Source organism: Pseudomonas sp. 1121_17, from assembly GCF_052850745.1.
On record NZ_VXCX01000013.1, the window covers coordinates 1 to 24,191 of the forward strand.

General features: G+C 57.1%; 23 protein-coding genes and 4 tRNA genes. All 27 read left to right on the plus strand.

From position 1 onward, the window contains the following. Nucleotides 1-203 precede the first annotated feature (203 nt). The 27 genes from birA (at nt 204) to rplV (ending at nt 24,186) form a co-directional block, all read left to right on the plus strand. Nucleotides 204-1,163: a bifunctional biotin--[acetyl-CoA-carboxylase] ligase/biotin operon repressor BirA gene (gene birA, locus FW789_RS20370; protein WP_103438662.1), complete on the plus strand. Its 960-nt coding sequence runs from the start codon at nt 204-206 to the stop codon at nt 1,161-1,163. Continuing rightward, the gene (locus tag FW789_RS20375; RefSeq protein WP_186701595.1) at nt 1,153-1,902 is read left to right on the plus strand and encodes a pantothenate kinase; all 750 of its coding nucleotides are present in this window, start codon (nt 1,153-1,155) and stop codon (nt 1,900-1,902) included. Before birA ends, FW789_RS20375 begins: the two co-directional genes overlap by 11 nt. A 7-nt stretch (nt 1,903-1,909) precedes the next feature. Continuing rightward, nucleotides 1,910-2,335 carry a hypothetical protein gene (locus FW789_RS20380; protein WP_411562499.1) on the plus strand — a complete coding sequence of 142 codons (426 nt, stop codon included), beginning with the start codon at nt 1,910-1,912 and terminating at the stop codon, nt 2,333-2,335. Between the two features lie 144 nt (nt 2,336-2,479). Then, nucleotides 2,480-2,564 (plus strand) — tRNA-Tyr (locus tag FW789_RS20385). Between the two features lie 23 nt (nt 2,565-2,587). Continuing rightward, nucleotides 2,588-2,661, plus strand: a tRNA-Gly gene (locus tag FW789_RS20390). A gap of 26 nt (nt 2,662-2,687) precedes the next feature. After that, nucleotides 2,688-2,763 (plus strand) — tRNA-Thr (locus FW789_RS20395). Nucleotides 2,764-2,842: 79 nt separating this feature from the next. Further along, the gene (tuf, locus tag FW789_RS20400; RefSeq protein WP_101322346.1) at nt 2,843-4,036 is read left to right on the plus strand and encodes an elongation factor Tu; all 1,194 of its coding nucleotides are present in this window, start codon (nt 2,843-2,845) and stop codon (nt 4,034-4,036) included. 55 nt (nt 4,037-4,091) lie between these two features. Further along, nucleotides 4,092-4,167: transfer RNA gene (locus tag FW789_RS20405), tRNA-Trp, on the plus strand. A gap of 44 nt (nt 4,168-4,211) precedes the next feature. After that, on the plus strand, nt 4,212-4,580 hold the full coding sequence (secE, locus tag FW789_RS20410; protein WP_101322354.1) for a preprotein translocase subunit SecE: 369 nt from the start codon (nt 4,212-4,214) through the stop codon (nt 4,578-4,580). 9 nt (nt 4,581-4,589) lie between these two features. Beyond that, nucleotides 4,590-5,123, plus strand: a complete 534-nt coding sequence (gene nusG, locus FW789_RS20415; protein WP_101322353.1) for a transcription termination/antitermination protein NusG — start codon at nt 4,590-4,592, stop codon at nt 5,121-5,123. 119 nt (nt 5,124-5,242) lie between these two features. Continuing rightward, nucleotides 5,243-5,674 carry a 50S ribosomal protein L11 gene (rplK, locus tag FW789_RS20420; protein WP_103435168.1) on the plus strand — a complete coding sequence of 144 codons (432 nt, stop codon included), beginning with the start codon at nt 5,243-5,245 and terminating at the stop codon, nt 5,672-5,674. Beyond that, nucleotides 5,674-6,369, plus strand: a complete 696-nt coding sequence (gene rplA, locus FW789_RS20425) for a 50S ribosomal protein L1 (RefSeq protein WP_101322351.1) — start codon at nt 5,674-5,676, stop codon at nt 6,367-6,369. Before rplK ends, rplA begins: the two co-directional genes overlap by 1 nt. Nucleotides 6,370-6,567: 198 nt before the next feature. Beyond that, nucleotides 6,568-7,068, plus strand: a complete 501-nt coding sequence (rplJ, locus tag FW789_RS20430) for a 50S ribosomal protein L10 (RefSeq protein WP_103435167.1) — start codon at nt 6,568-6,570, stop codon at nt 7,066-7,068. 78 nt (nt 7,069-7,146) lie between these two features. Continuing rightward, nucleotides 7,147-7,512, plus strand: a complete 366-nt coding sequence (rplL, locus tag FW789_RS20435; protein WP_033703494.1) for a 50S ribosomal protein L7/L12 — start codon at nt 7,147-7,149, stop codon at nt 7,510-7,512. Between the two features lie 217 nt (nt 7,513-7,729). Continuing rightward, the gene (gene rpoB / locus FW789_RS20440) at nt 7,730-11,803 is read left to right on the plus strand and encodes a DNA-directed RNA polymerase subunit beta (protein WP_103435166.1); all 4,074 of its coding nucleotides are present in this window, start codon (nt 7,730-7,732) and stop codon (nt 11,801-11,803) included. 64 nt (nt 11,804-11,867) lie between these two features. Then, nucleotides 11,868-16,067 (plus strand): DNA-directed RNA polymerase subunit beta', encoded by a 4,200-nt coding sequence (gene rpoC, locus FW789_RS20445; RefSeq protein WP_103435165.1) that lies wholly within the window; start codon nt 11,868-11,870, stop codon nt 16,065-16,067. A gap of 211 nt (nt 16,068-16,278) precedes the next feature. After that, nucleotides 16,279-16,650 carry a 30S ribosomal protein S12 gene (rpsL, locus tag FW789_RS20450; RefSeq protein ID WP_003257088.1) on the plus strand — a complete coding sequence of 124 codons (372 nt, stop codon included), beginning with the start codon at nt 16,279-16,281 and terminating at the stop codon, nt 16,648-16,650. 106 nt (nt 16,651-16,756) lie between these two features. Continuing rightward, a complete protein-coding gene (gene rpsG, locus FW789_RS20455; protein WP_008089143.1) occupies nt 16,757-17,227 on the plus strand; it encodes a 30S ribosomal protein S7 in 471 nt (156 codons plus the stop codon). Between the two features lie 30 nt (nt 17,228-17,257). Continuing rightward, on the plus strand, nt 17,258-19,405 hold the full coding sequence (gene fusA / locus FW789_RS20460; RefSeq protein WP_103435164.1) for an elongation factor G: 2,148 nt from the start codon (nt 17,258-17,260) through the stop codon (nt 19,403-19,405). A 31-nt stretch (nt 19,406-19,436) separates the two neighbouring features. After that, complete coding sequence (gene tuf / locus FW789_RS20465) at nt 19,437-20,630, plus strand: elongation factor Tu (protein WP_101322346.1); 1,194 nt, start codon at nt 19,437-19,439, stop codon at nt 20,628-20,630. A gap of 142 nt (nt 20,631-20,772) precedes the next feature. Continuing rightward, nucleotides 20,773-21,084, plus strand: coding sequence for a 30S ribosomal protein S10 (rpsJ, locus tag FW789_RS20470; RefSeq protein ID WP_003186070.1), 312 nt, complete (start codon nt 20,773-20,775; stop codon nt 21,082-21,084). Nucleotides 21,085-21,165: 81 nt separating this feature from the next. Continuing rightward, nucleotides 21,166-21,801 (plus strand): 50S ribosomal protein L3, encoded by a 636-nt coding sequence (rplC, locus tag FW789_RS20475; protein WP_101322345.1) that lies wholly within the window; start codon nt 21,166-21,168, stop codon nt 21,799-21,801. Nucleotides 21,802-21,813: 12 nt separating this feature from the next. Beyond that, nucleotides 21,814-22,416 (plus strand): 50S ribosomal protein L4, encoded by a 603-nt coding sequence (gene rplD / locus FW789_RS20480; protein ID WP_101322344.1) that lies wholly within the window; start codon nt 21,814-21,816, stop codon nt 22,414-22,416. Then, nucleotides 22,413-22,712, plus strand: a complete 300-nt coding sequence (rplW, locus tag FW789_RS20485; protein WP_010220306.1) for a 50S ribosomal protein L23 — start codon at nt 22,413-22,415, stop codon at nt 22,710-22,712. The genes rplD and rplW overlap by 4 nt, the downstream gene beginning before the upstream one ends. 14 nt (nt 22,713-22,726) lie before the next feature. After that, nucleotides 22,727-23,551, plus strand: a complete 825-nt coding sequence (gene rplB / locus FW789_RS20490; protein ID WP_103435163.1) for a 50S ribosomal protein L2 — start codon at nt 22,727-22,729, stop codon at nt 23,549-23,551. Between the two features lie 16 nt (nt 23,552-23,567). Beyond that, nucleotides 23,568-23,843, plus strand: a complete 276-nt coding sequence (rpsS, locus tag FW789_RS20495) for a 30S ribosomal protein S19 (RefSeq protein WP_002555486.1) — start codon at nt 23,568-23,570, stop codon at nt 23,841-23,843. 10 nt (nt 23,844-23,853) lie between these two features. Further along, complete coding sequence (rplV, locus tag FW789_RS20500; protein ID WP_003103908.1) at nt 23,854-24,186, plus strand: 50S ribosomal protein L22; 333 nt, start codon at nt 23,854-23,856, stop codon at nt 24,184-24,186. Nucleotides 24,187-24,191: the final 5 nt, after the last annotated feature.

Here is a 24,191-nt window from a genome sequence, read left to right on the forward strand (position 1 = left end):
TTGCGCGAGCAGGTAGGGGTTTTGTCTTTTCCGGGAGCCGGATATCTGGGGTCGCAAAGCGGCACTAGCTCTCCATCTGACTGCCTGGCACTCTCAGGGCGCCGCGAACATTTCGCTCTATAGCTAGGCCCTGGGTCGCGTTTTCCTATGCAAGCCAGCAGGCCATGGCTATCATTCCAGCCTTATTCAAAGTCGAGACTGGCATGCTGAAGTTGTTGAATCTCCTCAAGGATGGCCGGTTTCATTCCGGGCAGGCTCTAGGGGAAGCTCTCGGAGTGAGCCGCAGCGCCGTCTGGAAGCAGCTGCAGCATCTGGAATCCGAATTGAATCTGTCTATCCACAAGGTGCGCGGTCGCGGCTACCAGTTGGCAGCGCCGTTGGCACTGCTTGATGCCGGCGTCATCGCTGCGCAATCCGAAGGTGAACTGTGGCCGCTGTACATCCATGACGCTATCGACTCGACCAATGCCGAGGCCCTTAGAGCAGTAGGGCAGGGCCAGGCCGCCCCCTTTGTGGTGCTGGCCGAGCGGCAAAGTGCTGGTCGGGGCAGGCGCGGCCGGCAGTGGGTGAGCCCATTTGCCGAAAACCTGTATTACAGCCTGGTGCTCCGGATCGAAGGCGGCATGCGTCAGCTCGAAGGCCTGAGCCTGGTCGTAGGGTTGGCTGTCATGCGCACCTTGCACGGGTTTGGTGTAGAGCAGGCTGGCCTGAAATGGCCCAATGACGTGCTGGTTGCCGAGCAAAAGATCGCTGGCATCCTGCTTGAGCTGGTGGGCGACCCGGCCGATGTCTGCCATGTGGTGATAGGTGTCGGGATCAACGTCAACATGCAGACCAACGACCAGGTCGATCAGCAATGGACGTCAATGAAGCGTGAAGCCGGCGCGCCGATCGATCGCAATCTGCTTGTTGCGCGACTCAATGTGCAGCTGCAGCATGAGTTGGCTCGCCATCGTCGTTATGGCTTTGCCGCGTTCCAGGAAGAATGGGAGCAGGCGCATGTCTGGCAGGGGCGCAAAGTCGCGCTGATCGCTGGTACGAGCCATACCCATGGCATCGTCCGTGGGGTAGATGGGCAGGGTGGATTGCGGCTTGAGGTTGACGGTGTGGAAAAGAGCTTCAGCGGTGGTGAGCTCAGCCTGAGGTTGCGTGATGATTCTTGAGCTCGATTGCGGTAACAGCTTTATCAAGTGGCGCGTCATTCATGCCAGTGACGCCACTATTGTTGGCGGTGGGATTGTCGACTCGGATCAGGCCCTGCTTTTCGCTGTTCTGGGCTTACCTTCGTTGCACCTGCAAGGCTGCCGAATCGTCAGCGTGCGCAGTGAGGAAGAAACCGCGGCGTTGCGCGCCGTTCTGTTTGCCGAGTTTGCCATAGATGCCCAGGTAGCCTTGCCAGCGCAGGCCATGGCCGGTGTGCGCAATGGCTATGAAGATTACCAGCGGCTGGGCATGGATCGCTGGTTGGCCGTGTTGGGTGCTTATCATCTGGCCAAAGGCGCATGCCTAGTGATCGATCTCGGGACCGCAGCGAAGGCTGACTTCGTTGCTGCAGATGGCGAGCATCTTGGTGGCTACATCTGCCCAGGGATGCCGCTGATGCGTAGCCAGTTGCGCACGCATACCCGGCGCATTCGTTATGACGATGCCTCGGCGGAGCGGGCGCTGAACACGCTCGCCCCCGGCCGTTCTACGGTCGAAGCGGTCGAACGCGGTTGCGTGCTCATGCTGCAAGGGTTTGCTCGAACCCAGATCGAGCAGGCGCGGGCGTTGTGGGGCGACAGCTTTACCGTATTCCTCACGGGTGGTGATGCGCCGCTTGTTCGCGATGCGGCTCCGCAGGCGCGAATCGTGCCGGATCTGGTATTTGTCGGCTTGGCCATGGCTTGTCCACTGGATTGAGGTGCCTATGCGTTGGTTGTTTCTGTTGCTGTTGGTGCTTAACGTCGTTTTTTACGTGTGGCATCAGCAGGAGGCGCCGTTGAGAGTCAAAGAGGTCGCGCCGCTCTCTCTTTATAAAGGTAATCAGCAGGAGATCCGCTTGCTGCGCGAAACAGGTGCCGCGGCGCCGGCGCGCCGCCGCGATGAATGCCTGGTAGTGGGTGGCCTGCCCAGCAAGGAGCAGATCGATACGCTGCGCCAGCGGCTGCTGAGCTTGGACATTGACACGCAGCTCGTGGCTGGCCAACTGCCGGGAGCTGACGGCCAGTGGCTAAAGGTTGCAGTTGAAAGCGAGCGTTTGCTGGACCAATCAATGGTCGAGAGTCTTTCCAAGGATTTCAAAGACTTAAAACGTAAAATTATTTTCTGCGGGGGTATTGCAACTGCTGAATAGCTTGATAGAATGGCGCCCGCTTCGCAGGGAACACCACTCAGGTGGTAGGACCGGAAGCTGTTGTCAAAGCAGCTAACTTCAAGATTTAATTGAAAAAAAGCTTGACAGCAGGACGGCAAAAGCTGAAAATGCCGCCCACGCTCAGGAGGGGTTCCCGAGCGGCCAAAGGGAGCAGACTGTAAATCTGCCGTCTTCGACTTCGAAGGTTCGAATCCTTCCCCCTCCACCATTTTAGCGAGAGCCGCAAGCTCCGCGGGTATAGTTTAGTGGTAGAACCTCAGCCTTCCAAGCTGATGATGCGGGTTCGATTCCCGCTACCCGCTCCAAGTTTGCTGTTATTGCACATTGTTTCGCTCTTGTAGCTCAGTTGGTAGAGCACACCCTTGGTAAGGGTGAGGTCAGCGGTTCAAGTCCGCTCAAGAGCTCCATATAACAAGGCAGATATGAAAATATCTGCCTTTGTTTTATCGGTAGTAGTGACTATTTTCTTCTGCGGAGGACTGTTCGATGGCTAAGGAAAAGTTTGATCGTTCCCTACCACACGTAAACGTTGGCACTATCGGCCACGTTGACCATGGTAAAACCACTCTGACCGCAGCTCTGACTCGCGTCTGCTCCGAGGTTTTCGGTTCGGCGGTCGTCGACTTCGATAAGATCGACAGTGCTCCAGAAGAGAAAGCGCGTGGTATCACCATCAACACCGCGCACGTCGAGTACAACTCGAAGATCCGTCACTATGCTCACGTCGACTGCCCAGGTCACGCTGACTATGTGAAGAACATGATCACCGGTGCTGCGCAGATGGACGGCGCTATCCTGGTTTGCTCGGCCGCCGATGGTCCGATGCCACAAACCCGTGAGCACATCCTGCTGTCCCGTCAGGTTGGCGTTCCGTACATCGTGGTCTTCCTGAACAAGGCTGACCTGGTAGACGACGCTGAGCTGCTGGAACTGGTCGAGATGGAAGTTCGCGACCTGCTGTCCACCTATGACTTCCCAGGCGACGACACTCCGATCATCATCGGTTCGGCTCGTATGGCTCTGGAAGGCAAAGACGACAACGAGATGGGCACCACTGCCGTCAAGAAACTGGTAGAAACTCTGGACAGCTACATCCCAGAGCCAGAGCGCGCTATCGACAAGCCGTTCCTGATGCCAATCGAAGACGTATTCTCGATCTCGGGTCGTGGTACCGTTGTTACCGGTCGTATCGAGCGTGGCATCGTCCGTGTTCAAGACGCACTGGAAATCGTTGGTCTGCGTGACACCACCACCACCACCTGCACCGGTGTTGAAATGTTCCGCAAACTGCTCGACGAAGGTCGTGCTGGCGAGAACTGTGGCGTTCTGCTGCGTGGTACCAAGCGTGACGACGTTGAGCGTGGCCAGGTTCTGGTCAAGCCAGGTTCGGTCAAGCCGCACACCAAGTTCACTGCAGAAGTTTACGTTCTGTCGAAAGAAGAAGGCGGTCGTCACACTCCGTTCTTCAAAGGCTACCGTCCTCAGTTCTACTTCCGTACTACTGATGTGACCGGTAACTGCCAGCTGCCGGAAGGCGTTGAGATGGTAATGCCAGGTGACAACATCCAGATGGAAGTCACTCTGATCAAGACCATCGCAATGGAAGACGGTCTGCGCTTCGCTATCCGTGAAGGCGGTCGTACCGTCGGTGCCGGCGTCGTAGCAAAAATTATTGAATAAGTAGTTGATTTCATAAGATCAGGTCGGCATAATGGCCGGCCTGGTACAGTGTTAAAGGTCAGTAGCTCAATTGGCAGAGCGACGGTCTCCAAAACCGTAGGTTGGGGGTTCGATTCCCTCCTGACCTGCCATTCACCTCGGTGTGATTGGCTTTCTTCTCACAGGATCCTCCTCGATGACTCCCAAAACTGAAGCCCAAGATTCGCGTTTTGATCTTTTCAAGTGGCTCGCTGTTGTTGCACTGGTAGTCGTTGGTGTCGTGGGTAATCAGTATTACTCCGCCTCTCCGATTCTGTACCGCGTACTCGCACTTCTAGCTCTGGCTGCTGCTGCTGGCTTCGTTGCCTTGCAGACTGCAAAGGGCAAGTCGTTCTTTGCGTTGGCGAAGGAAGCTCGTACCGAGATCCGTAAAGTCGTGTGGCCGACCCGCCAAGAAACCATGCAAACCACGCTTATCGTTGTGGTCGTTGTATTGGTTATGGCGCTGCTGCTGTGGGGTCTCGACTCCCTGCTCGGCTGGGCGGTTTCCTTGATTGTTGGCTAAGGGTGTCCCGTGGCTAAGCGTTGGTACGTTGTGCATGCTTACTCGGGTTACGAGAAGCATGTGATGCGCTCTTTGACTGAGCGTGTCAAGCTGGCTGGCATGGAAGACGGTTTCGGCGAAATTCTGGTTCCGACCGAAGAAGTCGTCGAAATGCGTAATGGCCAGAAGCGCAAGAGCGAGCGTAAGTTCTTCCCTGGCTATGTATTGGTCCAGATGGAAATGAACGAAGGTACTTGGCACCTTGTCAAGGATACCCCTCGTGTAATGGGCTTCATTGGTGGTACTGCAGACAAGCCTGCACCGATCACCGATAAAGAAGCTGAGGCTATTCTGCGTCGCGTTGCCGACGGCAGCGACAAGCCGAAGCCAAAAACGCTCTTTGAGCCAGGTGAAGTGGTTCGTGTTGTTGACGGTCCCTTTGCTGATTTCAACGGTACCGTTGAAGAAGTTAACTACGAGAAGAGCCGGCTCCAGGTGGCGGTGCTCATTTTCGGTCGTTCCACTCCGGTGGAGCTCGAGTTCGGCCAGGTCGAGAAGGTCTAGGCGAACGACGCATCCCATACCCCGCAGCCCTATGTGCTGCGGGGTTTTGTCGTCACTGGGATAAAACGCACGTAATCCGGGGAGCCTTCAGGCGTTCGTACCCGATATTGGAGTAGCTCATGGCTAAGAAGATTCAGGCTTACATCAAGCTGCAAGTAAAGGCCGGCCAGGCCAACCCTAGCCCACCCGTTGGTCCAGCACTGGGTCAACACGGTGTGAACATCATGGAATTCTGCAAGGCCTTCAACGCCCGTACTCAGGGTCAAGAAGCCGGCCTGCCGACTCCTGTGATCATCACTGTTTACAGTGACCGTAGCTTCACCTTCGAAACCAAAAGCACCCCTGCTTCGGTTCTGCTGAAAAAAGCAGCTGGCCTGACCAGCGGCTCCGCGCGTCCTAACACCGTCAAGGTGGGTACTGTGACCCGTGCTCAGCTGGAAGAGATCGCCAAGACCAAAGAGGCTGATCTGACTGCCGCTGACCTGGATGCAGCCGTGCGTACCATCGCCGGTTCTGCTCGCAGCATGGGCCTCAACGTGGAGGGTGTGTAATGGCTAAGCTGACCAAGCGCCAAAAGGCTATTGCTTCGAAAATCGAAGCTGGCAAAGTCTACAACTTCGAAGACGCAGCAGTGCTGCTGGCCGAACTCTCCACCGTGAAGTTCAGCGAATCCTTCGACGTTGCCGTCAACCTCGGTGTTGACCCGCGTAAATCCGACCAGGTCGTTCGTAGCGCTACTGTGCTGCCGCACGGCACTGGCAAGACCGTACGCGTTGCCGTGTTCACCCAGGGTCCTGCTGCTGAAGCCGCTCTGGCTGCCGGCGCTGACCGTGTAGGCATGGACGATCTGGCTGCCGAAATGAAAGCCGGCGATCTGAACTACGACGTAGTCATCGCATCCCCGGATGCCATGCGCGTTGTTGGTCAACTCGGCCAGGTTCTCGGTCCTCGTGGCCTGATGCCTAACCCGAAGGTTGGTACCGTGACTCCAGACGTAGCTACCGCGGTTAAAAACGCCAAAGCTGGTCAGGTTCGCTACCGCACCGACAAAAACGGTATCATCCACACCTCCGTTGGCAAGGTTGGCTTCGAAGCCGGCAAGCTGAAGGAAAACGTTGAAGCCCTGATCGCTGATCTGAAGCGTATCAAGCCGGCTTCCTCGAAAGGTATCTACGTCAAGCGCGTTACCCTGAGCACCACTATGGGCCCAGGTCTGGTCATCGACCAGAGCTCGCTGGACGCGTAAGACAAAGCCGGCGTGCTCAGGCACGCCAGCTGCAAAAATTGGGGTCCCTGCCTGGCGGGGGCTATCCAAGACCGTAGGCGGCGCAAGCCTTAAACACCCAGCCTACGCAGATGGTGCTCCCGGTTCCTTACCGAATCAGACACCAAAACGACATCCGGCTTCGGCCAGATGAAACGGTAACAAGCAGGAGTTTTACCCGTGGCAATTAAACTCGAAGACAAGAAGGCCATCGTCGCTGAAGTCAACGAGGCTGCCAAAGTCGCTCTGTCCGCTGTCGTGGCTGATGCCCGTGGTGTGACTGTAGGCGCAATGACCGGACTCCGTAAAGAGGCTCGTGAAGCTGGCGTATACGTACGTGTTGTACGTAACACCCTGCTCAAGCGCGCTGTTGCTGATACTGACTTCAGTGTCCTCAACGACGCCTTCACAGGCCCGACCCTGATCGCTTTCTCCAACGAACACCCGGGCGCTGCTGCTCGTCTGTTCAAAGAGTTCGCCAAGGGTCAGGACAAGTTCGAGATCAAGGCAGCTGCGTTTGACGGCAAGTTCATTGCAGCGAACGAAATCGACGTGTTGGCTACCCTGCCGACCCGCGACGAAGCCATCGCAAGGCTGATGAGCGTTATCCAAGGCGCTACCAGCAAGCTGGCTCGTACCCTGGCAGCCATTCGCGACCAGAAAGAAGCTACCGCTGCCTAAGGCAACGAAGCGCTTTCAAAATCATACGTTTAATTTGATGGCTGCGTAGGCCTTCACCCCAATACAGGATTTAAGTCAATGTCCCTGACTAACGAACAAATCATCGAAGCAATCGGCCAGAAAACCGTTCTGGAAGTTGTTGAACTGATCAAAGCAATGGAAGAAACCTTCGGCGTGACCGCCGCTGTTGCCGCTGCTGGCCCAGCTGCTGCTGCCGCCGTTGTTGAAGAGCAGACCGAATTCAACGTCGTTCTGCTGGAAGCTGGCGAGAAGAAAGTAAACGTGATCAAGGCAGTTCGTGAACTGACCGGTCTCGGCCTGAAAGAAGCCAAAGAGAAAGTCGATGGCGCTCCTCAGGTTGTAGCTGAAGGCGTTTCGAAAGAAGCCGCTGAAGACGCTAAGAAGAAGCTGGAAGAAGCAGGCGCTAAAGTCGAACTGAAGTAATTTCGACTTTGCGACTCCAGCCGGAGCGTTGAGCTAAGGCTGACGGCTGGTGGCTTTTGCCACCGGCCTTTTTCCGTTATTGGCGGCCGACCAGGTCGGCCCCGATAACGTGCTGTAGCCACCTAGAGGGTGGAGCAAACCATGGGGTTTGCACGATTTTCTGGTTGCTCCCGCCGGGAGACGCCAAACAAGCAGGTGACCAAGCTGGGGAACGCTGATGGCTTACTCATACACTGAGAAAAAACGTATCCGCAAGGACTTTAGCAAGTTGCCGGACGTGATGGATGTGCCTTACCTCCTGGCCATCCAGCTGGATTCGTATCGCGAATTCCTGCAAGCGGGAGCATCCAAGGATCAGTTCCGCGACGTCGGTCTGCATGCTGCCTTCAAGTCGGTCTTCCCGATCATCAGCTACTCCGGCAACGCTGCCCTGGAGTACGTTGGCTATCGTCTGGGCGAACCGGCTTTCGACGTCAAGGAATGCGTCCTGCGCGGAGTGACCTTCGCCGTACCGCTGCGGGTCAAGGTCCGTCTGATCATCTTCGACAAAGAGTCGTCGAACAAAGCGATCAAGGACATCAAAGAGCAAGAAGTCTACATGGGTGAAATTCCCCTGATGACTGAGAACGGTACCTTCGTTATCAACGGTACCGAGCGTGTGATCGTTTCCCAGCTGCACCGTTCGCCGGGTGTGTTCTTCGACCACGACCGTGGCAAGACGCACAGCTCGGGCAAACTGCTGTACTCGGCTCGTATCATTCCTTACCGCGGCTCCTGGTTGGACTTCGAGTTCGACCCGAAAGACTGCGTGTTCGTGCGTATCGACCGTCGCCGCAAACTGCCGGCCTCGGTACTGCTGCGCGCGCTGGGCTACAGCACCGAAGAGGTTCTGAACGCCTTCTACAGCACCAACGTGTTCCACGTTACCGGTGAAAGCCTGAGCCTGGAGCTGGTACCTCAGCGCCTGCGCGGTGAAGTTGCGGTCATGGACATCCATGACGAAAATGGCAAAGTCATCGTCGAGCAAGGCCGTCGTATCACTGCACGCCACATCAATCAGCTCGAGAAGGCTGGCGTCAAGCAGCTGGACGTGCCGATGGAGTACGTACTGGGTCGCACCACTGCCAAGGCAATCGTGCATCCGGCTACCGGCGAGATCCTGGCTGAGTGCAACACCGAGCTGACCACCGAGCTGCTGATCAAGATCGCCAAGGCTCAGGTTGTTCGCCTCGAGACGCTGTACACCAACGACATCGACTGCGGTCCGTTCATTTCGGACACCCTGAAGATCGACACCACCAGCAACCAACTGGAAGCGCTGGTCGAGATCTACCGGATGATGCGTCCAGGCGAGCCGCCAACCAAGGATGCCGCCGAGACCCTGTTCAACAACCTGTTCTTCAGCGCCGAGCGGTACGATCTGTCCGCTGTTGGCCGTATGAAGTTCAACCGTCGTATCGGTCGCTCCGAGATCGAAGGTTCGGGCGTGTTGAGCAAGGAAGACATCGTTGACGTACTGAAGACGCTGGTCGACATCCGTAACGGTAAAGGCATCGTCGACGACATCGACCACCTCGGCAACCGCCGTGTGCGTTGTGTTGGCGAGATGGCCGAGAACCAGTTCCGGGTTGGCCTGGTGCGCGTTGAGCGTGCGGTCAAAGAGCGTCTGTCGATGGCAGAAAGCGAAGGCCTGATGCCGCAAGACCTGATCAACGCCAAGCCGGTTGCGGCGGCGGTGAAAGAGTTCTTCGGTTCCAGCCAGCTCTCGCAGTTCATGGACCAGAACAACCCGCTCTCGGAAATTACCCACAAGCGTCGTGTCTCTGCACTCGGCCCTGGCGGTCTGACCCGTGAGCGCGCTGGCTTTGAAGTCCGTGACGTACACCCGACCCACTACGGCCGTGTGTGCCCGATCGAGACCCCTGAAGGTCCGAACATCGGTCTGATCAACTCCCTGGCGGCGTATGCCCGCACCAACCAGTACGGCTTCCTCGAGAGCCCGTACCGCGTGGTGAAAGAGGGTGTGGTTTCCGACGACATCGTGTTCCTGTCGGCGATCGAAGAAGCTGACCACGTCATCGCCCAGGCTTCGGCCACCATGAGCGAAGACAAGCGTCTGATCGACGAACTGGTAGCAGTACGTCACCTGAACGAATTCACCGTCAAGGCGCCGGAAGACGTCACCCTGATGGATGTTTCGCCGAAGCAGGTAGTTTCGGTTGCAGCGTCGCTGATTCCGTTCCTCGAGCACGACGACGCCAACCGTGCGTTGATGGGTTCGAACATGCAGCGTCAGGCTGTACCAACCCTGCGCGCCGACAAGCCGCTGGTAGGTACCGGCATGGAGCGCAACGTTGCCCGTGACTCCGGCGTCTGCGTCGTGGCTCGCCGTGGCGGCGTTATCGACTCGGTCGATGCCAGCCGTATCGTGGTTCGCGTTGCAGATGACGAAGTTGAAACCGGTGAAGCCGGTGTCGACATCTACAACCTGACCAAGTACACCCGCTCGAACCAGAACACCTGCATTAACCAGCGTCCGCTGGTCAGCAAGGGTGATGTGGTCAAGCGTCATGACATCATGGCTGACGGTCCGTCCACCGATATGGGTGAGCTGGCTCTGGGTCAGAACATGCGCATCGCGTTCATGGCGTGGAACGGCTTCAACTTCGAAGACTCCATCTGTCTGTCGGAGCGCGTGGTTCAGGAAGATCGCTTCACCACTATCCACATTCAGGAACTGACCTGTGTGGCGCGTGACACCAAGCTTGGGCCTGAGGAAATCACTGCAGACATCCCGAACGTGGGTGAAGCTGCACTGAACAAACTGGACGAAGCCGGTATCGTTTACGTGGGTGCTGAGGTCGGCGCTGGCGATATCCTGGTCGGCAAGGTCACTCCGAAAGGCGAGACCCAACTGACTCCGGAAGAAAAACTGCTGCGTGCAATCTTCGGTGAAAAAGCCAGCGACGTTAAAGACACCTCCCTGCGCGTGCCAACCGGCACCAAAGGTACTGTCATCGACGTGCAGGTCTTCACTCGTGACGGCGTTGAGCGCGATAGCCGCGCCCTGTCCATCGAGAAGACCCAGCTGGACGAGATCCGCAAGGATCTGAACGAAGAGTTCCGCATCGTTGAAGGCGCAACCTTCGAGCGTCTGCGTTCGGCGCTGAACGGCCAGGTTGTCGACGGTGGCGCGGGCCTGAAAAAAGGCACCGTGGTCAGCGATGAAGTCCTCGACGGTCTGGAGCACGGCCAGTGGTTCAAACTGCGCATGGCTGAAGACGCGCTGAACGATCAGCTCGAGAAGGCCCAGGCCTACATCGTCGATCGTCGCCGTCTGCTCGACGACAAGTTCGAAGACAAGAAGCGCAAGCTGCAGCAGGGCGATGACCTGGCACCGGGCGTACTGAAGATCGTCAAGGTCTACCTGGCTATCCGCCGCCGCATTCAGCCGGGCGACAAGATGGCCGGCCGTCACGGTAACAAAGGTGTGGTCTCGGTGATCATGCCGGTCGAAGACATGCCGCACGACGCCAACGGTACTCCGGTAGACGTCGTACTGAACCCGCTGGGCGTACCATCGCGTATGAACGTCGGGCAGATCCTCGAAACCCACCTCGGCCTCGCGGCCAAAGGTCTGGGCGAGAAGATCGACCGGATGATCGAAGAGCAGCGCAAAGCCACTGAGCTGCGCAGCTTCCTCACCGAGATCTACAACGAGATCGGCGGTCGTCAGGAAAGCCTGGAAGACTTCACCGACGCTGAGATCCTTGCTCTGGCGCACAACCTGAAGAAAGGCGTGCCTATGGCTACTCCGGTCTTCGACGGTGCCAAGGAAAGCGAAATCAAGGCCATGCTGAAACTGGCTGACATGCCAGAAAGCGGCCAGATGGTGCTGTTCGACGGCCGTACCGGCAACAAGTTCGAGCGCCCGGTGACCGTTGGTTACATGTACATGCTCAAGCTGAACCACTTGGTGGACGACAAGATGCACGCGCGTTCCACTGGTTCGTACAGCCTGGTTACCCAGCAGCCGCTGGGTGGTAAGGCGCAGTTCGGTGGTCAGCGTTTCGGGGAGATGGAAGTCTGGGCGCTGGAAGCATACGGCGCGGCGTACACTCTGCAAGAAATGCTCACAGTGAAGTCGGACGACGTGAACGGCCGTACCAAGATGTACAAAAACATCGTGGATGGCGATCACCGTATGGAGCCGGGCATGCCCGAGTCCTTCAACGTGTTGATCAAAGAGATCCGTTCGCTCGGTATCGATATCGATCTGGAAACCGAATAACACGTGACGCGAATGGGAGCGGGGCTGTAACAGCCCGCTCCTTGCTCCGCCAGGAGGAAAGGCCTTGAAAGACCTACTGAATTTGCTGAAAAACCAGGGTCAAGTCGAAGAGTTCGATGCCATTCGCATCGGCCTCGCGTCGCCTGAGATGATCCGTTCGTGGTCGTTCGGTGAAGTTAAAAAACCGGAAACCATCAACTACCGTACGTTCAAACCTGAGCGTGACGGCCTGTTCTGCGCCAAGATCTTTGGCCCAGTCAAGGACTACGAGTGCCTGTGCGGTAAGTACAAGCGCCTGAAACACCGTGGTGTGATCTGCGAGAAGTGCGGCGTTGAAGTCGCCCTGGCCAAGGTTCGTCGTGAGCGCATGGCGCACATCGAACTGGCCTCGCCGGTCGCCCACATCTGGTTCCTGAAGTCGCTGCCGTCCCGTATCGGCCTGCTGATGGACATGACCCTGCGTGATATCGAGCGCGTTCTCTACTTCGAGAGCTACGTCGTTATCGACCCGGGCATGACCACCCTGGAGAAGGGTCAGCTGCTCAACGACGAGCAGTACTTCGAAGCGCTGGAAGAGTTCGGTGATGACTTCGACGCCCGCATGGGTGCCGAGGCTGTTCGCGAGCTGCTGCACGCTATCGACCTGGAGCACGAGATTGGCCGCCTGCGCGAAGAAATTCCGCAAACCAACTCGGAAACCAAGATCAAGAAGCTGTCCAAGCGCCTGAAGCTGATGGAAGCTTTCCAGGGCTCGGGCAACCTGCCTGAGTGGATGGTCCTGACCGTTCTGCCAGTATTGCCGCCGGACCTGCGTCCGCTGGTACCACTGGATGGTGGCCGCTTCGCGACCTCCGACCTGAACGACCTGTACCGCCGCGTGATCAACCGGAACAACCGTCTCAAGCGTCTGCTTGATCTGTCGGCTCCGGATATCATCGTGCGCAACGAAAAGCGCATGCTGCAGGAAGCGGTCGACGCCCTGCTCGACAACGGCCGTCGCGGTCGCGCCATCACTGGCTCGAACAAGCGTCCGCTGAAGTCGCTGGCTGACATGATCAAAGGTAAGCAAGGTCGCTTCCGTCAGAACTTGCTCGGCAAGCGCGTGGACTACTCTGGCCGTTCGGTAATTACCGTAGGCCCGACCCTGCGTCTGCACCAGTGCGGTCTGCCGAAGAAGATGGCTCTCGAGCTGTTCAAACCGTTCATTTTCGGCAAGCTGGAAATGCGTGGTCTGGCGACCACCATCAAGGCTGCCAAGAAGATGGTCGAGCGCGAGCTGCCAGAGGTCTGGGACGTGCTCGCCGAGGTGATCCGCGAACACCCCGTACTGCTCAACCGTGCACCGACCCTTCACCGTCTCGGCATCCAGGCGTTTGAACCGGTACTGATCGAAGGTAAGGCTATCCAGCTGCACCCGCTGGTCTGCGCTGCGTACAACGCCGACTTCGACGGTGACCAGATGGCCGTGCACGTGCCGCTGACGCTGGAAGCCCAGCTCGAAGCGCGCGCGCTGATGATGTCCACCAACAACATTCTGTCGCCAGCCAACGGTGAGCCAATCATCGTTCCGTCGCAGGACGTCGTACTGGGTCTGTACTACATGACCCGTGAAGCCATCAACGCCAAGGGCGAAGGTCGCATCTTCGCTGACCTGCAGGAAGTCGACCGGGTATTCCGCGCCGGCGAAGCTGCCCTGCACGCCAAGATCAAGGTTCGTATCAACGAAACCGTGAACGACCGTGATGGCGGCAGCGTCAAGAACACCCGTATCGTCGACACCACTGTCGGCCGTGCACTGCTGTTCCAGGTTGTGCCACCAGGTCTGTCGTACGACGTGGTCAACCAGCCAATGAAGAAAAAGGCGATCTCCAAGCTGATCAACCAGTGCTACCGCGTGGTTGGTCTGAAAGAGACCGTTATCTTCGCTGACCAGCTGATGTACACCGGCTTTGCCTACTCGACCATTTCCGGCGTTTCGATCGGTGTTAACGACTTCGTTATCCCGGACGAAAAAGCCCGCATCATCGGTGCTGCCACCGAAGAAGTGAAGGAAATCGAGAGCCAGTACGCCTCCGGCCTGGTAACCCAGGGCGAGAAGTACAACAAGGTCATCGACTTGTGGTCCAAGGCGAACGACGAAGTCTCCAAGGCGATGATGGCCAACCTCTCGAAAGAGAAAGTCATCGACCGCAATGGCGACGAAGTCGACCAAGAGTCCTTCAACTCGATGTACATGATGGCTGACTCCGGTGCTCGGGGTTCGGCAGCTCAGATTCGTCAGTTGGCCGGTATGCGTGGTCTGATGGCCAAGCCGGACGGCTCGATCATCGAGACGCCGATCACCGCGAACTTCCGTGAAGGCCTGAGCGTTCTGCAGTACTTCATCTCGACGCACGGTGCTCGTAAGGGTCTTGCGGATACCGCCTTGAAGACTGCGAACTCGGGTTACCTGACTCGTCGATTGGTCGACGTGGCGCAAGATCTGGTGGTTACCGAGATCGATTGCGGCACTGATCACGGCTTGCTGATGACTCCGCACATCGAAGGCGGTGACGTGGTTGAGCCATTGGGTGAGCGCGTACTGGGTCGAGTAATCGCCCGTGACGTGTTCAAGCCTGGCACCGACGATGTCATCGTTCCGGCCGGTACCCTGGTCGACGAGAAGTGGGTCGAGTTCATCGAGCTCAACAGCATCGACGAAGTTATCGTGCGTTCGCCGATCAGCTGTGAAACTCGCTTCGGTATCTGCGCCAAGTGCTACGGTCGTGACCTGGCTCGCGGTCACCAGGTGAACATCGGTGAAGCGGTCGGCGTAATCGCTGCCCAGTCCATCGGTGAGCCGGGTACCCAGCTGACCATGCGTACGTTCCACATCGGTGGTGCTGCCAGCCGGACCTCGGCTGCCGACAGCGTCCAAGTGAAGAACGGCGGTATGGTTCGTCTGCATAACCTCAAGCAGGTAGAGCGTGCTGACGGCAACCTGGTTGCTGTATCGCGTTCCGGCGAGCTGGCCATTGCCGACGAATTCGGTCGTGAGCGTGAGCGCTACAAGCTGCCTTACGGCGCCGTGATTTCGGTCAAGGAAGGTGACAAGGTCGACGCAGGCGCAATCGTCGCCAAGTGGGACCCGCACACCCACCCGATCGTTACCGAGCTGAAAGGTACCGTGACCTTCGTGGGCATGGAAGAAAACATCACCATCAAGCGTCAGACTGACGAGTTGACTGGTTTGACCAACATTGAAGTCCTGGACGCCAAGGATCGCCCTGCCGCTGGCAAGGAAATCCGTCCGGCCATCAAGATGGTCGACGCCAATGGCAAGGATTTGATGCTGCCAGGTACCGACGTACCTGCTCAGTACTTCCTGCCGGCCAACGCCTTGGTAGGTGTAGCTGACGGTGCCCAGATCGGTGTTGGTGACGTTATCGCGCGGATCCCGCAAGAAACGTCGAAGACCCGTGACATCACCGGTGGTCTGCCACGTGTTGCCGACTTGTTCGAAGCACGTCGTCCGAAAGAAGCGTCGATCCTGGCGGAAGTCAGCGGTACCATCGCGTTCGGTAAAGAGACCAAAGGCAAGCGTCGTCTGGTCATCACTCCGACCGACGGTAGCGATCCATACGAAGAGCTGATTCCGAAGTGGCGCCACCTGAACGTCTTCGAAGGCGAACAGGTTAACCGCGGCGAAGTTATCTCCGACGGTCCAAGCGATCCGCATGATATCCTGCGTCTGCTGGGTGTCAGCGCGCTGGCGAAGTACATCGTCAACGAGATCCAGGACGTTTACCGTCTGCAAGGCGTTAAGATCAACGACAAGCACATCGAGACCATCCTGCGTCAGATGCTGCGTAAGGTCGAGATTGCCGAGTCGGGCGATTCCAGCTTCATCAAGGGCGACCAGATGGAACTGACTCACGTGCTGGTCGAGAACGAGCGTCTCGCAGCCGATGACAAGTTCATCTCCAAGTTCACCCGTGTGCTGCTGGGTATCACCAAGGCCTCGCTGTCCACCGAATCGTTCATCTCGGCGGCTTCCTTCCAGGAAACCACCCGTGTACTGACCGAAGCGGCGGTAACCGGCAAGCGCGATTACCTGCGCGGCCTGAAAGAGAACGTGGTCGTCGGCCGCCTGATCCCGGCCGGTACCGGTCTGGCTTACCACAGCGAGCGCAAGCGTCGCCGTGATGCCGACAAACCGCTGCGCGTAAGTGCCAGTGAGGTGGAAGCCGCACTGACCGAAGCGTTGAATTCCAGCGGTAATTAAGTAACAGGGCGGGGCCCCGGCCCCTCTCCGCGGTGCTTGGTGACATGCAATGTTACCGATCACCGGGCGGGGAGGGTCGGGGCCTTGTCTTGACTGGGTGCAAGAACCTCTTTAGACTTTTGTACCCTTAAATTTGGTGAGGCTCCGTCTCGTCAATTTTAGGCTTTCTTGCAAGACAATAGCGTCGCAAGACAATCAGTGGAGCTAGTAGATGGCAACTATCAACCAGCTGGTACGTCAGCCGCGTAAGCGTACCGTCGAGAAATCCGACGTACCTGCGCTGCAGAACTGCCCGCAACGTCGTGGCGTGTGCACCCGTGTGTACACCACCACGCCGAAAAAACCTAACTCGGCACTGCGTAAAGTATGCCGTGTGCGTCTGACCAACGGTTTCGAGGTTTCCTCGTACATCGGCGGTGAAGGCCACAACCTGCAAGAGCACAGCGTCGTCCTGATCCGTGGCGGCCGTGTAAAAGACTTGCCAGGTGTTCGTTACCACACCGTTCGCGGCTCCCTGGATACCTCCGGCGTCAAAGGTCGTAACCAAGGTCGTTCGAAGTACGGTACCAAGCGTCCGAAGTAATCGGCCGTTTGCACATAATCAATTTTTTCAGTCGATAAGAGTAAGGTCGGGCGGGGGTCGTAGACCCAGGTCCCGGGCTAACCTGAAGACCGTTTGAGGGCTTATCATGCCAAGACGTCGTGTAGCAGCAAAACGTGAGATTCTGGACGATCCAAAATACGGATCGCAAATCCTCGCGAAGTTCATGAACCACGTGATGGAAAGCGGCAAGAAGGCCGTTGCCGAGCGTATCGTTTACGGTGCGCTGGACAAGGTCAAAGAACGCAAGAACAGCGATCCCCTGGAAATCTTCGAGAAAGCTCTCGACGCCATCGCTCCGCTGGTCGAAGTAAAGTCCCGCCGTGTCGGCGGTGCCACTTACCAGGTTCCGGTCGAAGTTCGTCCATCCCGTCGTAACGCTCTGGCAATGCGCTGGCTCGTAGACTACGCCCGCAAGCGCGGCGAGAAGTCCATGGCTCTGCGCTTGGCTGGCGAGCTGCTGGATGCTGCTGAAGGCAAAGGTGCTGCAGTCAAGAAGCGTGAAGACGTGCACCGTATGGCTGAAGCCAACAAAGCATTCTCGCACTACCGCTTCTAATTCAAGCATCAATCATTTTGCGAGGGCTTTATGGCTCGTACTACAGCAATTAACCGCTACCGCAACATTGGTATTTGCGCGCACGTCGATGCGGGCAAAACTACCACTACCGAGCGGATCCTGTTCTACACAGGCCTGAGCCACAAGATGGGCGAGGTGCATGACGGCGCCGCGACCACCGACTGGATGGTGCAGGAGCAGGAGCGGGGTATTACCATTACCTCCGCTGCCGTTACCACCTTCTGGAAGGGTTCTACCGGTCAGTACGACAACTACCGCGTAAACGTCATCGATACCCCTGGCCACGTTGACTTCACCATTGAAGTTGAGCGTTCGCTGCGTGTACTCGACGGCGCGGTCGTTGTGTTCTGCGGTACTTCCGGCGTTGAGCCACAGTCCGAAACCGTATGGCGTCAAGCCAACAAGTACGGCGTTCCACGTGTTGTCTACGTGAACAAGATGGACCGTGCAGGCGCTGACTTCCTGCGCGTTATCGGCCAGATCAAGAACCGCCTGGGTCACACCCCGGTTCCGATCCAGCTGGCAATCGGTTCGGAAGACAACTTCCAGGGTCAGATCGATCTGATCAAGATGAAAGCTGTCTACTGGAACGACGACGACAAGGGTACTTCGCCGCGCGAGGAAGAAATTCCTGCGGACATGCTCGAGTTGGCTCAAGAGTGGCGCTCCAACATGGTTGAAGCGGCTGCCGAGTCCAGCGAAGAGCTGATGAACAAGTACCTGGAAGGCGAAGAGCTGACCATCGACGAAATCAAAGCCGGTCTGCGCGCGCGCACCCTGGCCAGCGAAATCGTCCCGGCGGTCTGCGGTTCGTCGTTCAAGAACAAGGGTGTTCCCCTGGTTCTCGACGCCGTGATCGACTTCCTGCCTGCTCCTACCGAAATCCCGGCGATCAAAGGTATTCACCCTGATCTGATCGAGAAGTCGAAAGAAGAGCTGGTCGACGCCGACTACGACGAGCGTCACGCTTCCGACGAAGAACCGTTCTCGGCTCTGGCGTTCAAGATTGCCACCGACCCGTTCGTTGGTACTCTGACTTTCGTGCGCGTCTACTCGGGCTTCCTGACCTCGGGCGACTCCGTGATCAACTCGGTCAAGGGCAAGAAAGAGCGCGTTGGTCGTATGGTGCAGATGCACGCCAACCAGCGTGAAGAGATCAAAGAAGTACGCGCAGGCGACATCGCTGCTCTGATCGGCATGAAGGACGTCACCACTGGTGACACCCTGTGCAACGCCGACAAGCCGATCATCCTCGAGCGTATGGACTTCCCGGAGCCTGTAATTTCGGTTGCTGTTGAGCCGAAAACCAAGCAGGACCAGGAAAAGATGGGTATCGCACTGGGCAAGCTCGCTCAGGAAGACCCGTCGTTCCGCGTCAAGACCGATGAAGAAACCGGCCAGACCATCATCTCGGGTATGGGTGAGCTTCACCTGGACATCCTCGTTGACCGCATGAAGCGCGAGTTCAACGTCGAAGCCAACATCGGTAAGCCGCAGGTTTCGTATCGCGAGCGTATCACCAAGTCCAACGTCGAAATCGAAGGCAAATTCGTTCGTCAGTCGGGTGGTCGTGGTCAGTTCGGTCACTGCTGGATCCGTTTCTCGGAGCCGGACGTGGACGACAAAGGCAACATCACCGAGGGTCTGGTGTTCAGCAACGAAGTGGTTGGTGGTGTAATTCCTAAGGAATTCATCGCTCCGATCCAGAAGGGTATCGAAGAGCAGATGAAGAACGGCGTTGTTGCCGGTTATCCTCTGATCGGCCTCAAGGCCACGGTATTCGACGGTTCGTACCATGACGTCGACTCCAACGAGATGGCGTTCAAGGTTGCAGCTTCGATGGCAACCAAACAGCTGGCCCAAAAGGGCGGTGGTCAGGTTCTCGAGCCGATCATGAAGGTTGAGGTTGTAACCCCTGAGGACTACATGGGTGACGTGATGGGTGACCTGAACCGTCGTCGTGGTCTTATCCAGGGTATGGATGATTCGGTCTCCGGCAGGGTTATCCGTGCTGAAGTGCCGCTCGGGGAAATGTTCGGTTATGCGACCGACGTTCGTTCCATGTCTCAGGGTCGCGCGAGCTACTCCATGGAATTCTCCAAATACGCCGAAGCTCCGTCGAACATCGTCGAAGCTCTCGTTAAAAAACAAGGCTGATTCAGCCCCTTTAGGCTAGGAGTTCACTGTCGTGGCTAAAGAAAAATTTGATCGTTCCCTTCCGCACGTCAACGTTGGCACCATCGGTCACGTCGACCACGGTAAAACCACTCTGACTGCTGCTCTGACTCGCGTCTGCTCCGAAGTTTTCGGTTCGGCTGTTGTTGACTTCGACAAGATCGACTCGGCTCCAGAAGAGAAAGCGCGTGGTATCACCATCAACACCGCGCACGTCGAGTACAACTCGAAGATCCGTCACTACGCTCACGTCGACTGCCCAGGTCACGCTGACTATGTGAAGAACATGATCACCGGTGCTGCGCAGATGGACGGCGCTATCCTGGTTTGCTCGGCCGCCGATGGTCCGATGCCACAAACCCGTGAGCACATCCTGCTGTCCCGTCAGGTTGGCGTTCCGTACATCGTGGTCTTCCTGAACAAGGCTGACCTGGTAGACGACGCTGAGCTGCTGGAACTGGTCGAGATGGAAGTTCGCGACCTGCTGTCCACCTATGACTTCCCAGGCGACGACACTCCGATCATCATCGGTTCGGCTCGTATGGCTCTGGAAGGCAAAGACGACAACGAGATGGGCACCACTGCCGTCAAGAAACTGGTAGAAACTCTGGACAGCTACATCCCAGAGCCAGAGCGCGCTATCGACAAGCCGTTCCTGATGCCAATCGAAGACGTATTCTCGATCTCGGGTCGTGGTACCGTTGTTACCGGTCGTATCGAGCGTGGCATCGTCCGTGTTCAAGACGCACTGGAAATCGTTGGTCTGCGTGACACCACCACCACCACCTGCACCGGTGTTGAAATGTTCCGCAAACTGCTCGACGAAGGTCGTGCTGGCGAGAACTGTGGCGTTCTGCTGCGTGGTACCAAGCGTGACGACGTTGAGCGTGGCCAGGTTCTGGTCAAGCCAGGTTCGGTCAAGCCGCACACCAAGTTCACTGCAGAAGTTTACGTTCTGTCGAAAGAAGAAGGCGGTCGTCACACTCCGTTCTTCAAAGGCTACCGTCCTCAGTTCTACTTCCGTACTACTGACGTGACCGGTAACTGCCAGCTGCCGGAAGGCGTTGAGATGGTAATGCCAGGTGACAACATCCAGATGGAAGTCACTCTGATCAAGACCATCGCAATGGAAGACGGTCTGCGCTTCGCTATCCGTGAAGGCGGTCGTACCGTCGGCGCCGGCGTCGTAGCCAAAATCATCGAGTAATCACTCGATCGGTTGAAAAAGGCCTCCGCTCAGCGGGGGCCTTTTTTATTGGGTTGACACAAAATGAGGCCGTCTATAGAATCACGCCTCCTTTTAGCGGGCGTAGTGCGTCCGTTGGGAACAGCCTGGAGTCTGAAATCCAATGCAAAATCAGCAAATCCGTATCAGGTTGAAGGCTTTCGACCATCGCCTGATCGACCAATCCACCCAGGAAATCGTGGAAACCGCGAAACGTACTGGTGCACAAGTGCGTGGTCCGATTCCACTGCCTACTCGCAAAGAGCGTTTCACCGTTCTGGTCTCCCCGCACGTCAACAAAGACGCGCGTGACCAGTACGAGATCCGCACTCATAAGCGCGTTCTGGACATCGTCCAGCCAACGGATAAAACCGTTGATGCGCTGATGAAGCTGGACCTTGCGGCAGGTGTGGAAGTACAGATCAGCCTCGGCTAAGACTTCGGTCTTAACCGTGTAACGCTCTGAAATGGGCGGCCATAGCGGGTGAAAGCCCCGTACACTCATGAGGTTCACAACATGACTATTGGTGTAGTCGGTCGTAAATGCGGTATGACCCGTATTTTCACCGAAGAAGGTGTCTCCATTCCGGTCACGGTCGTTGAGATCGAGCCGAATCGCGTCACCCAGTTCAAAACCGAAGAAACTGATGGCTACCGTGCAGTGCAAATCACTGTAGGCGAGCGTCGTGCTTCGCGTGTGACTGCTGCTCAAGCAGGTCACTTCGCAAAGGCGAACGTTGCCGCTGGTCGCGGTGTTTGGGAGTTCCGTCTTGAAGAAGGCGATTTCCAGGCTGGCGATCTGATCAAAGCTGAACTCTTTACTGCAGGCCAGCTGGTAGACGTCACCGGTCAGTCGAAAGGTAAAGGCTTCGCCGGTACCATCAAGCGCTGGAATTTCCGTGGCCAAGATAACACCCACGGTAACTCCGTATCGCACCGTGTTCCGGGTTCCATCGGCCAGTGCCAGACTCCTGGTCGTGTGTTCAAGGGCAAGAAAATGTCCGGTCACATGGGCGCCGAGCGCGTTACTGTGCAGTCCCTGGAAGTAGTTCGCGTCGACGCTGAACGCAACCTGCTGCTGATCAAGGGTGCCGTTCCTGGCGCTACTGGCGGCGACGTGGTTGTACGTCCAGCTGTCAAGGCTCGCGGTTAAGGGGAAACTGACATGCAACTTAACGTAAATGACGCTCAGGCGATCGAAGTTTCCGAACTGACCTTCGGTGGCGAATTCAACGAGACGCTGGTTCACCAAGCAGTCGTGGCCTACATGGCCGGCGGCCGTCAGGGCACCAAGCAGCAGAAGACCCGTTCCGACGTATCCGGTGGCGGTAAGCGCCCATGGCGTCAGAAGGGCACTGGTCGTGCTCGTGCTGGTACCATTCGTAGCCCGATCTGGCGCGGCGGTGGCACCACCTTCGCAGCTCGTCCACAGGACCACTCGCAGAAGCTCAACAAGAAGATGTACCGCGCAGCAATGCGTTCCATCCTCGCTGAGCTGGTGCGTACCGACCGTCTGGTCGTTGTCCAGGACTTCGCTGTTGAAGCGCCAAAGACCAAAGATCTGCTGAACAAGCTGAATGGCATGGGCCTGACTGACGTCCTGATCGTATCGGACGCCGTTGATCAGAACCTGTACCTGGCTGCTCGCAACCTGCCGCACGTCGACGTTCGTGACGTACAGGGTTCCGATCCGGTCAGTCTGATCGCCTATGACAAAGTGTTGATCACTGTGTCGGCCGTGAAGAAATTCGAGGAGCTGCTGGGATGAACCAGGAACGCGTATTTAAAGTCCTCCTTGGCCCGCACGTTTCCGAGAAGGCTACCGTTCTGGCTGAGAAGAAAGGCCAGTTCGTATTCAAGGTTGCTACCGATGCAACCAAGCTGGAAATCAAGAAAGCTGTCGAAGGCCTGTTCGGCGTAAAAGTCGAAAACGTGTCGACTGTTAACGTATTGGGTAAAACCAAGCGTACCGCACGTGGTCTGGGCAAGCGTAATGACTGGAAGAAGGCGATCGTCTCCCTTCAGCCAGGCCAAGATCTCGATTTCAGCAGCAGTGCTGAGTAAGGAAGGGGTGCATCATGGCAATCGTTAAATGCAAACCGACTTCCCCTGGCCGCCGTTTCGTGGTCAAGGTGGTCAACAAGGAGCTGCATAAAGGCGCTCCTCACGCACCGCTGCTCGAGAAGAAATCGAAGTCTGGTGGTCGTAACAACAATGGCCGTATTACCACGCGTCACATTGGTGGTGGTCATAAGCAGCATTACCGTATGGTCGACTTCCGTCGCAATGACAAAGATGGCATTCCAGCCACTGTCGAGCGTATCGAATACGATCCAAACCGTACTGCTCACATCGCCCTGCTGTGCTACGCAGACGGTGAGCGTCGCTACATCATCGCCCCTAAAGGCGTGAGTGCTGGCGATCAGCTGATCGCAGGTTCGCTGGCCCCAATCAAGGCCGGTAACTCCCTGCAGCTGCGCAACATCCCAGTAGGTAGCACCATTCACGGCATCGAACTGAAGCCGGGTAAAGGTGCACAGATCGCTCGTTCCGCTGGTGCTTCGGCTCAGCTGATCGCTCGCGAAGGTGTCTACGTGACCCTGCGTCTGCGCTCTGGTGAAATGCGTAAAGTCCTGGCTGAGTGCCGTGCGACCCTGGGCGAAGTCTCGAACTCCGAGCACAGCCTGCGTTCGCTGGGTAAAGCTGGTGCCAAACGCTGGCGTGGCGTTCGCCCAACCGTTCGTGGTGTTGCCATGAACCCGGTTGACCACCCGCATGGTGGTGGTGAAGGTCGTACCTCCGGTGGTCGTCATCCGGTATCGCCATGGGGCTTCCCAACCAAGGGTGCGAAGACTCGTGGTAATAAGCGTACCGACAAAATGATCGTCCGTCGTCGCAAGTAAATAGAGGGATACGACAGTGCCACGTTCTCTGAAAAAAGGTCCTTTTATCGATCTTCACCTACTGAAGAAGATCGAAGTGGCGGCGGAAAAGAATGATCGCAAACCGGTGAAAACCTGGTCGCGTCGTTCGATGATCCTGCCACAAATGGTCGGTCTGACCATCGCGGTTCATAACGGTCGTCAACATGTCCCAGTTCTCGTGAACGAAGACATGGTCGGTCATAAACTGGGCGAGTTTGCCGGTACCCGCACTTATCGTGGGCACGTGGCTGACAAGAAAGCCAAGCGTTAAGGGGTAGGAAATGGAAGTAGCCGCTAAGTTGTCGGGCGCTCGAATCTCCGCCCAGAAAGCCCGCTTGGTCGCCGACCAGATCCGCGGGAAGAAGGTGGGCGAAGCGCTCAACCTGTTGGCCTTCAGCAGCAAAAAAGCCGCTGAAATCATGAAGAAAGTCCTCGAGTCGGCCGTTGCCAACGCCGAACACAACGAAGGCGCAGACGTTGATGACCTGAAGGTCTCCACCGTTTTCGTCAACGAAGGGCGTTCGCTGAAGCGCATCATGCCGCGTGCCAAAGGCCGCGCTGATCGCATCGTCAAGCGGTCTTGCCATATCACTGTCAAGGTTGCGGACAAGTAACGGAG

Bases quoted from the DNA above. Each gene is read 5' to 3' on its own strand.
- fusA (WP_103435164.1), top strand. From the start codon at position 17,258: ATGGCTCGTACTACAGCAATTAACCGCTACCGCAACATTGGTATTTGC.
- secE (WP_101322354.1), top strand. From the start codon at position 4,212: ATGACTCCCAAAACTGAAGCCCAAGATTCGCGTTTTGATCTTTTCAAG.
- rpsG (WP_008089143.1), top strand. From the start codon at position 16,757: ATGCCAAGACGTCGTGTAGCAGCAAAACGTGAGATTCTGGACGATCCA.
- rplV (WP_003103908.1), top strand. From the start codon at position 23,854: ATGGAAGTAGCCGCTAAGTTGTCGGGCGCTCGAATCTCCGCCCAGAAA.
- rpsJ (WP_003186070.1), top strand. From the start codon at position 20,773: ATGCAAAATCAGCAAATCCGTATCAGGTTGAAGGCTTTCGACCATCGC.
- rplA (WP_101322351.1), top strand. From the start codon at position 5,674: ATGGCTAAGCTGACCAAGCGCCAAAAGGCTATTGCTTCGAAAATCGAA.
- rplD (WP_101322344.1), top strand. From the start codon at position 21,814: ATGCAACTTAACGTAAATGACGCTCAGGCGATCGAAGTTTCCGAACTG.
- rplK (WP_103435168.1), top strand. From the start codon at position 5,243: ATGGCTAAGAAGATTCAGGCTTACATCAAGCTGCAAGTAAAGGCCGGC.
- FW789_RS20375 (WP_186701595.1), top strand. From the start codon at position 1,153: ATGATTCTTGAGCTCGATTGCGGTAACAGCTTTATCAAGTGGCGCGTC.
- rplB (WP_103435163.1), top strand. From the start codon at position 22,727: ATGGCAATCGTTAAATGCAAACCGACTTCCCCTGGCCGCCGTTTCGTG.
- rpoB (WP_103435166.1), top strand. From the start codon at position 7,730: ATGGCTTACTCATACACTGAGAAAAAACGTATCCGCAAGGACTTTAGC.
- rplL (WP_033703494.1), top strand. From the start codon at position 7,147: ATGTCCCTGACTAACGAACAAATCATCGAAGCAATCGGCCAGAAAACC.
- birA (WP_103438662.1), top strand. From the start codon at position 204: ATGCTGAAGTTGTTGAATCTCCTCAAGGATGGCCGGTTTCATTCCGGG.
- FW789_RS20380 (WP_411562499.1), top strand. From the start codon at position 1,910: ATGCGTTGGTTGTTTCTGTTGCTGTTGGTGCTTAACGTCGTTTTTTAC.
- rplW (WP_010220306.1), top strand. From the start codon at position 22,413: ATGAACCAGGAACGCGTATTTAAAGTCCTCCTTGGCCCGCACGTTTCC.
- rplC (WP_101322345.1), top strand. From the start codon at position 21,166: ATGACTATTGGTGTAGTCGGTCGTAAATGCGGTATGACCCGTATTTTC.
- rpsL (WP_003257088.1), top strand. From the start codon at position 16,279: ATGGCAACTATCAACCAGCTGGTACGTCAGCCGCGTAAGCGTACCGTC.
- tuf (WP_101322346.1), top strand. From the start codon at position 2,843: ATGGCTAAGGAAAAGTTTGATCGTTCCCTACCACACGTAAACGTTGGC.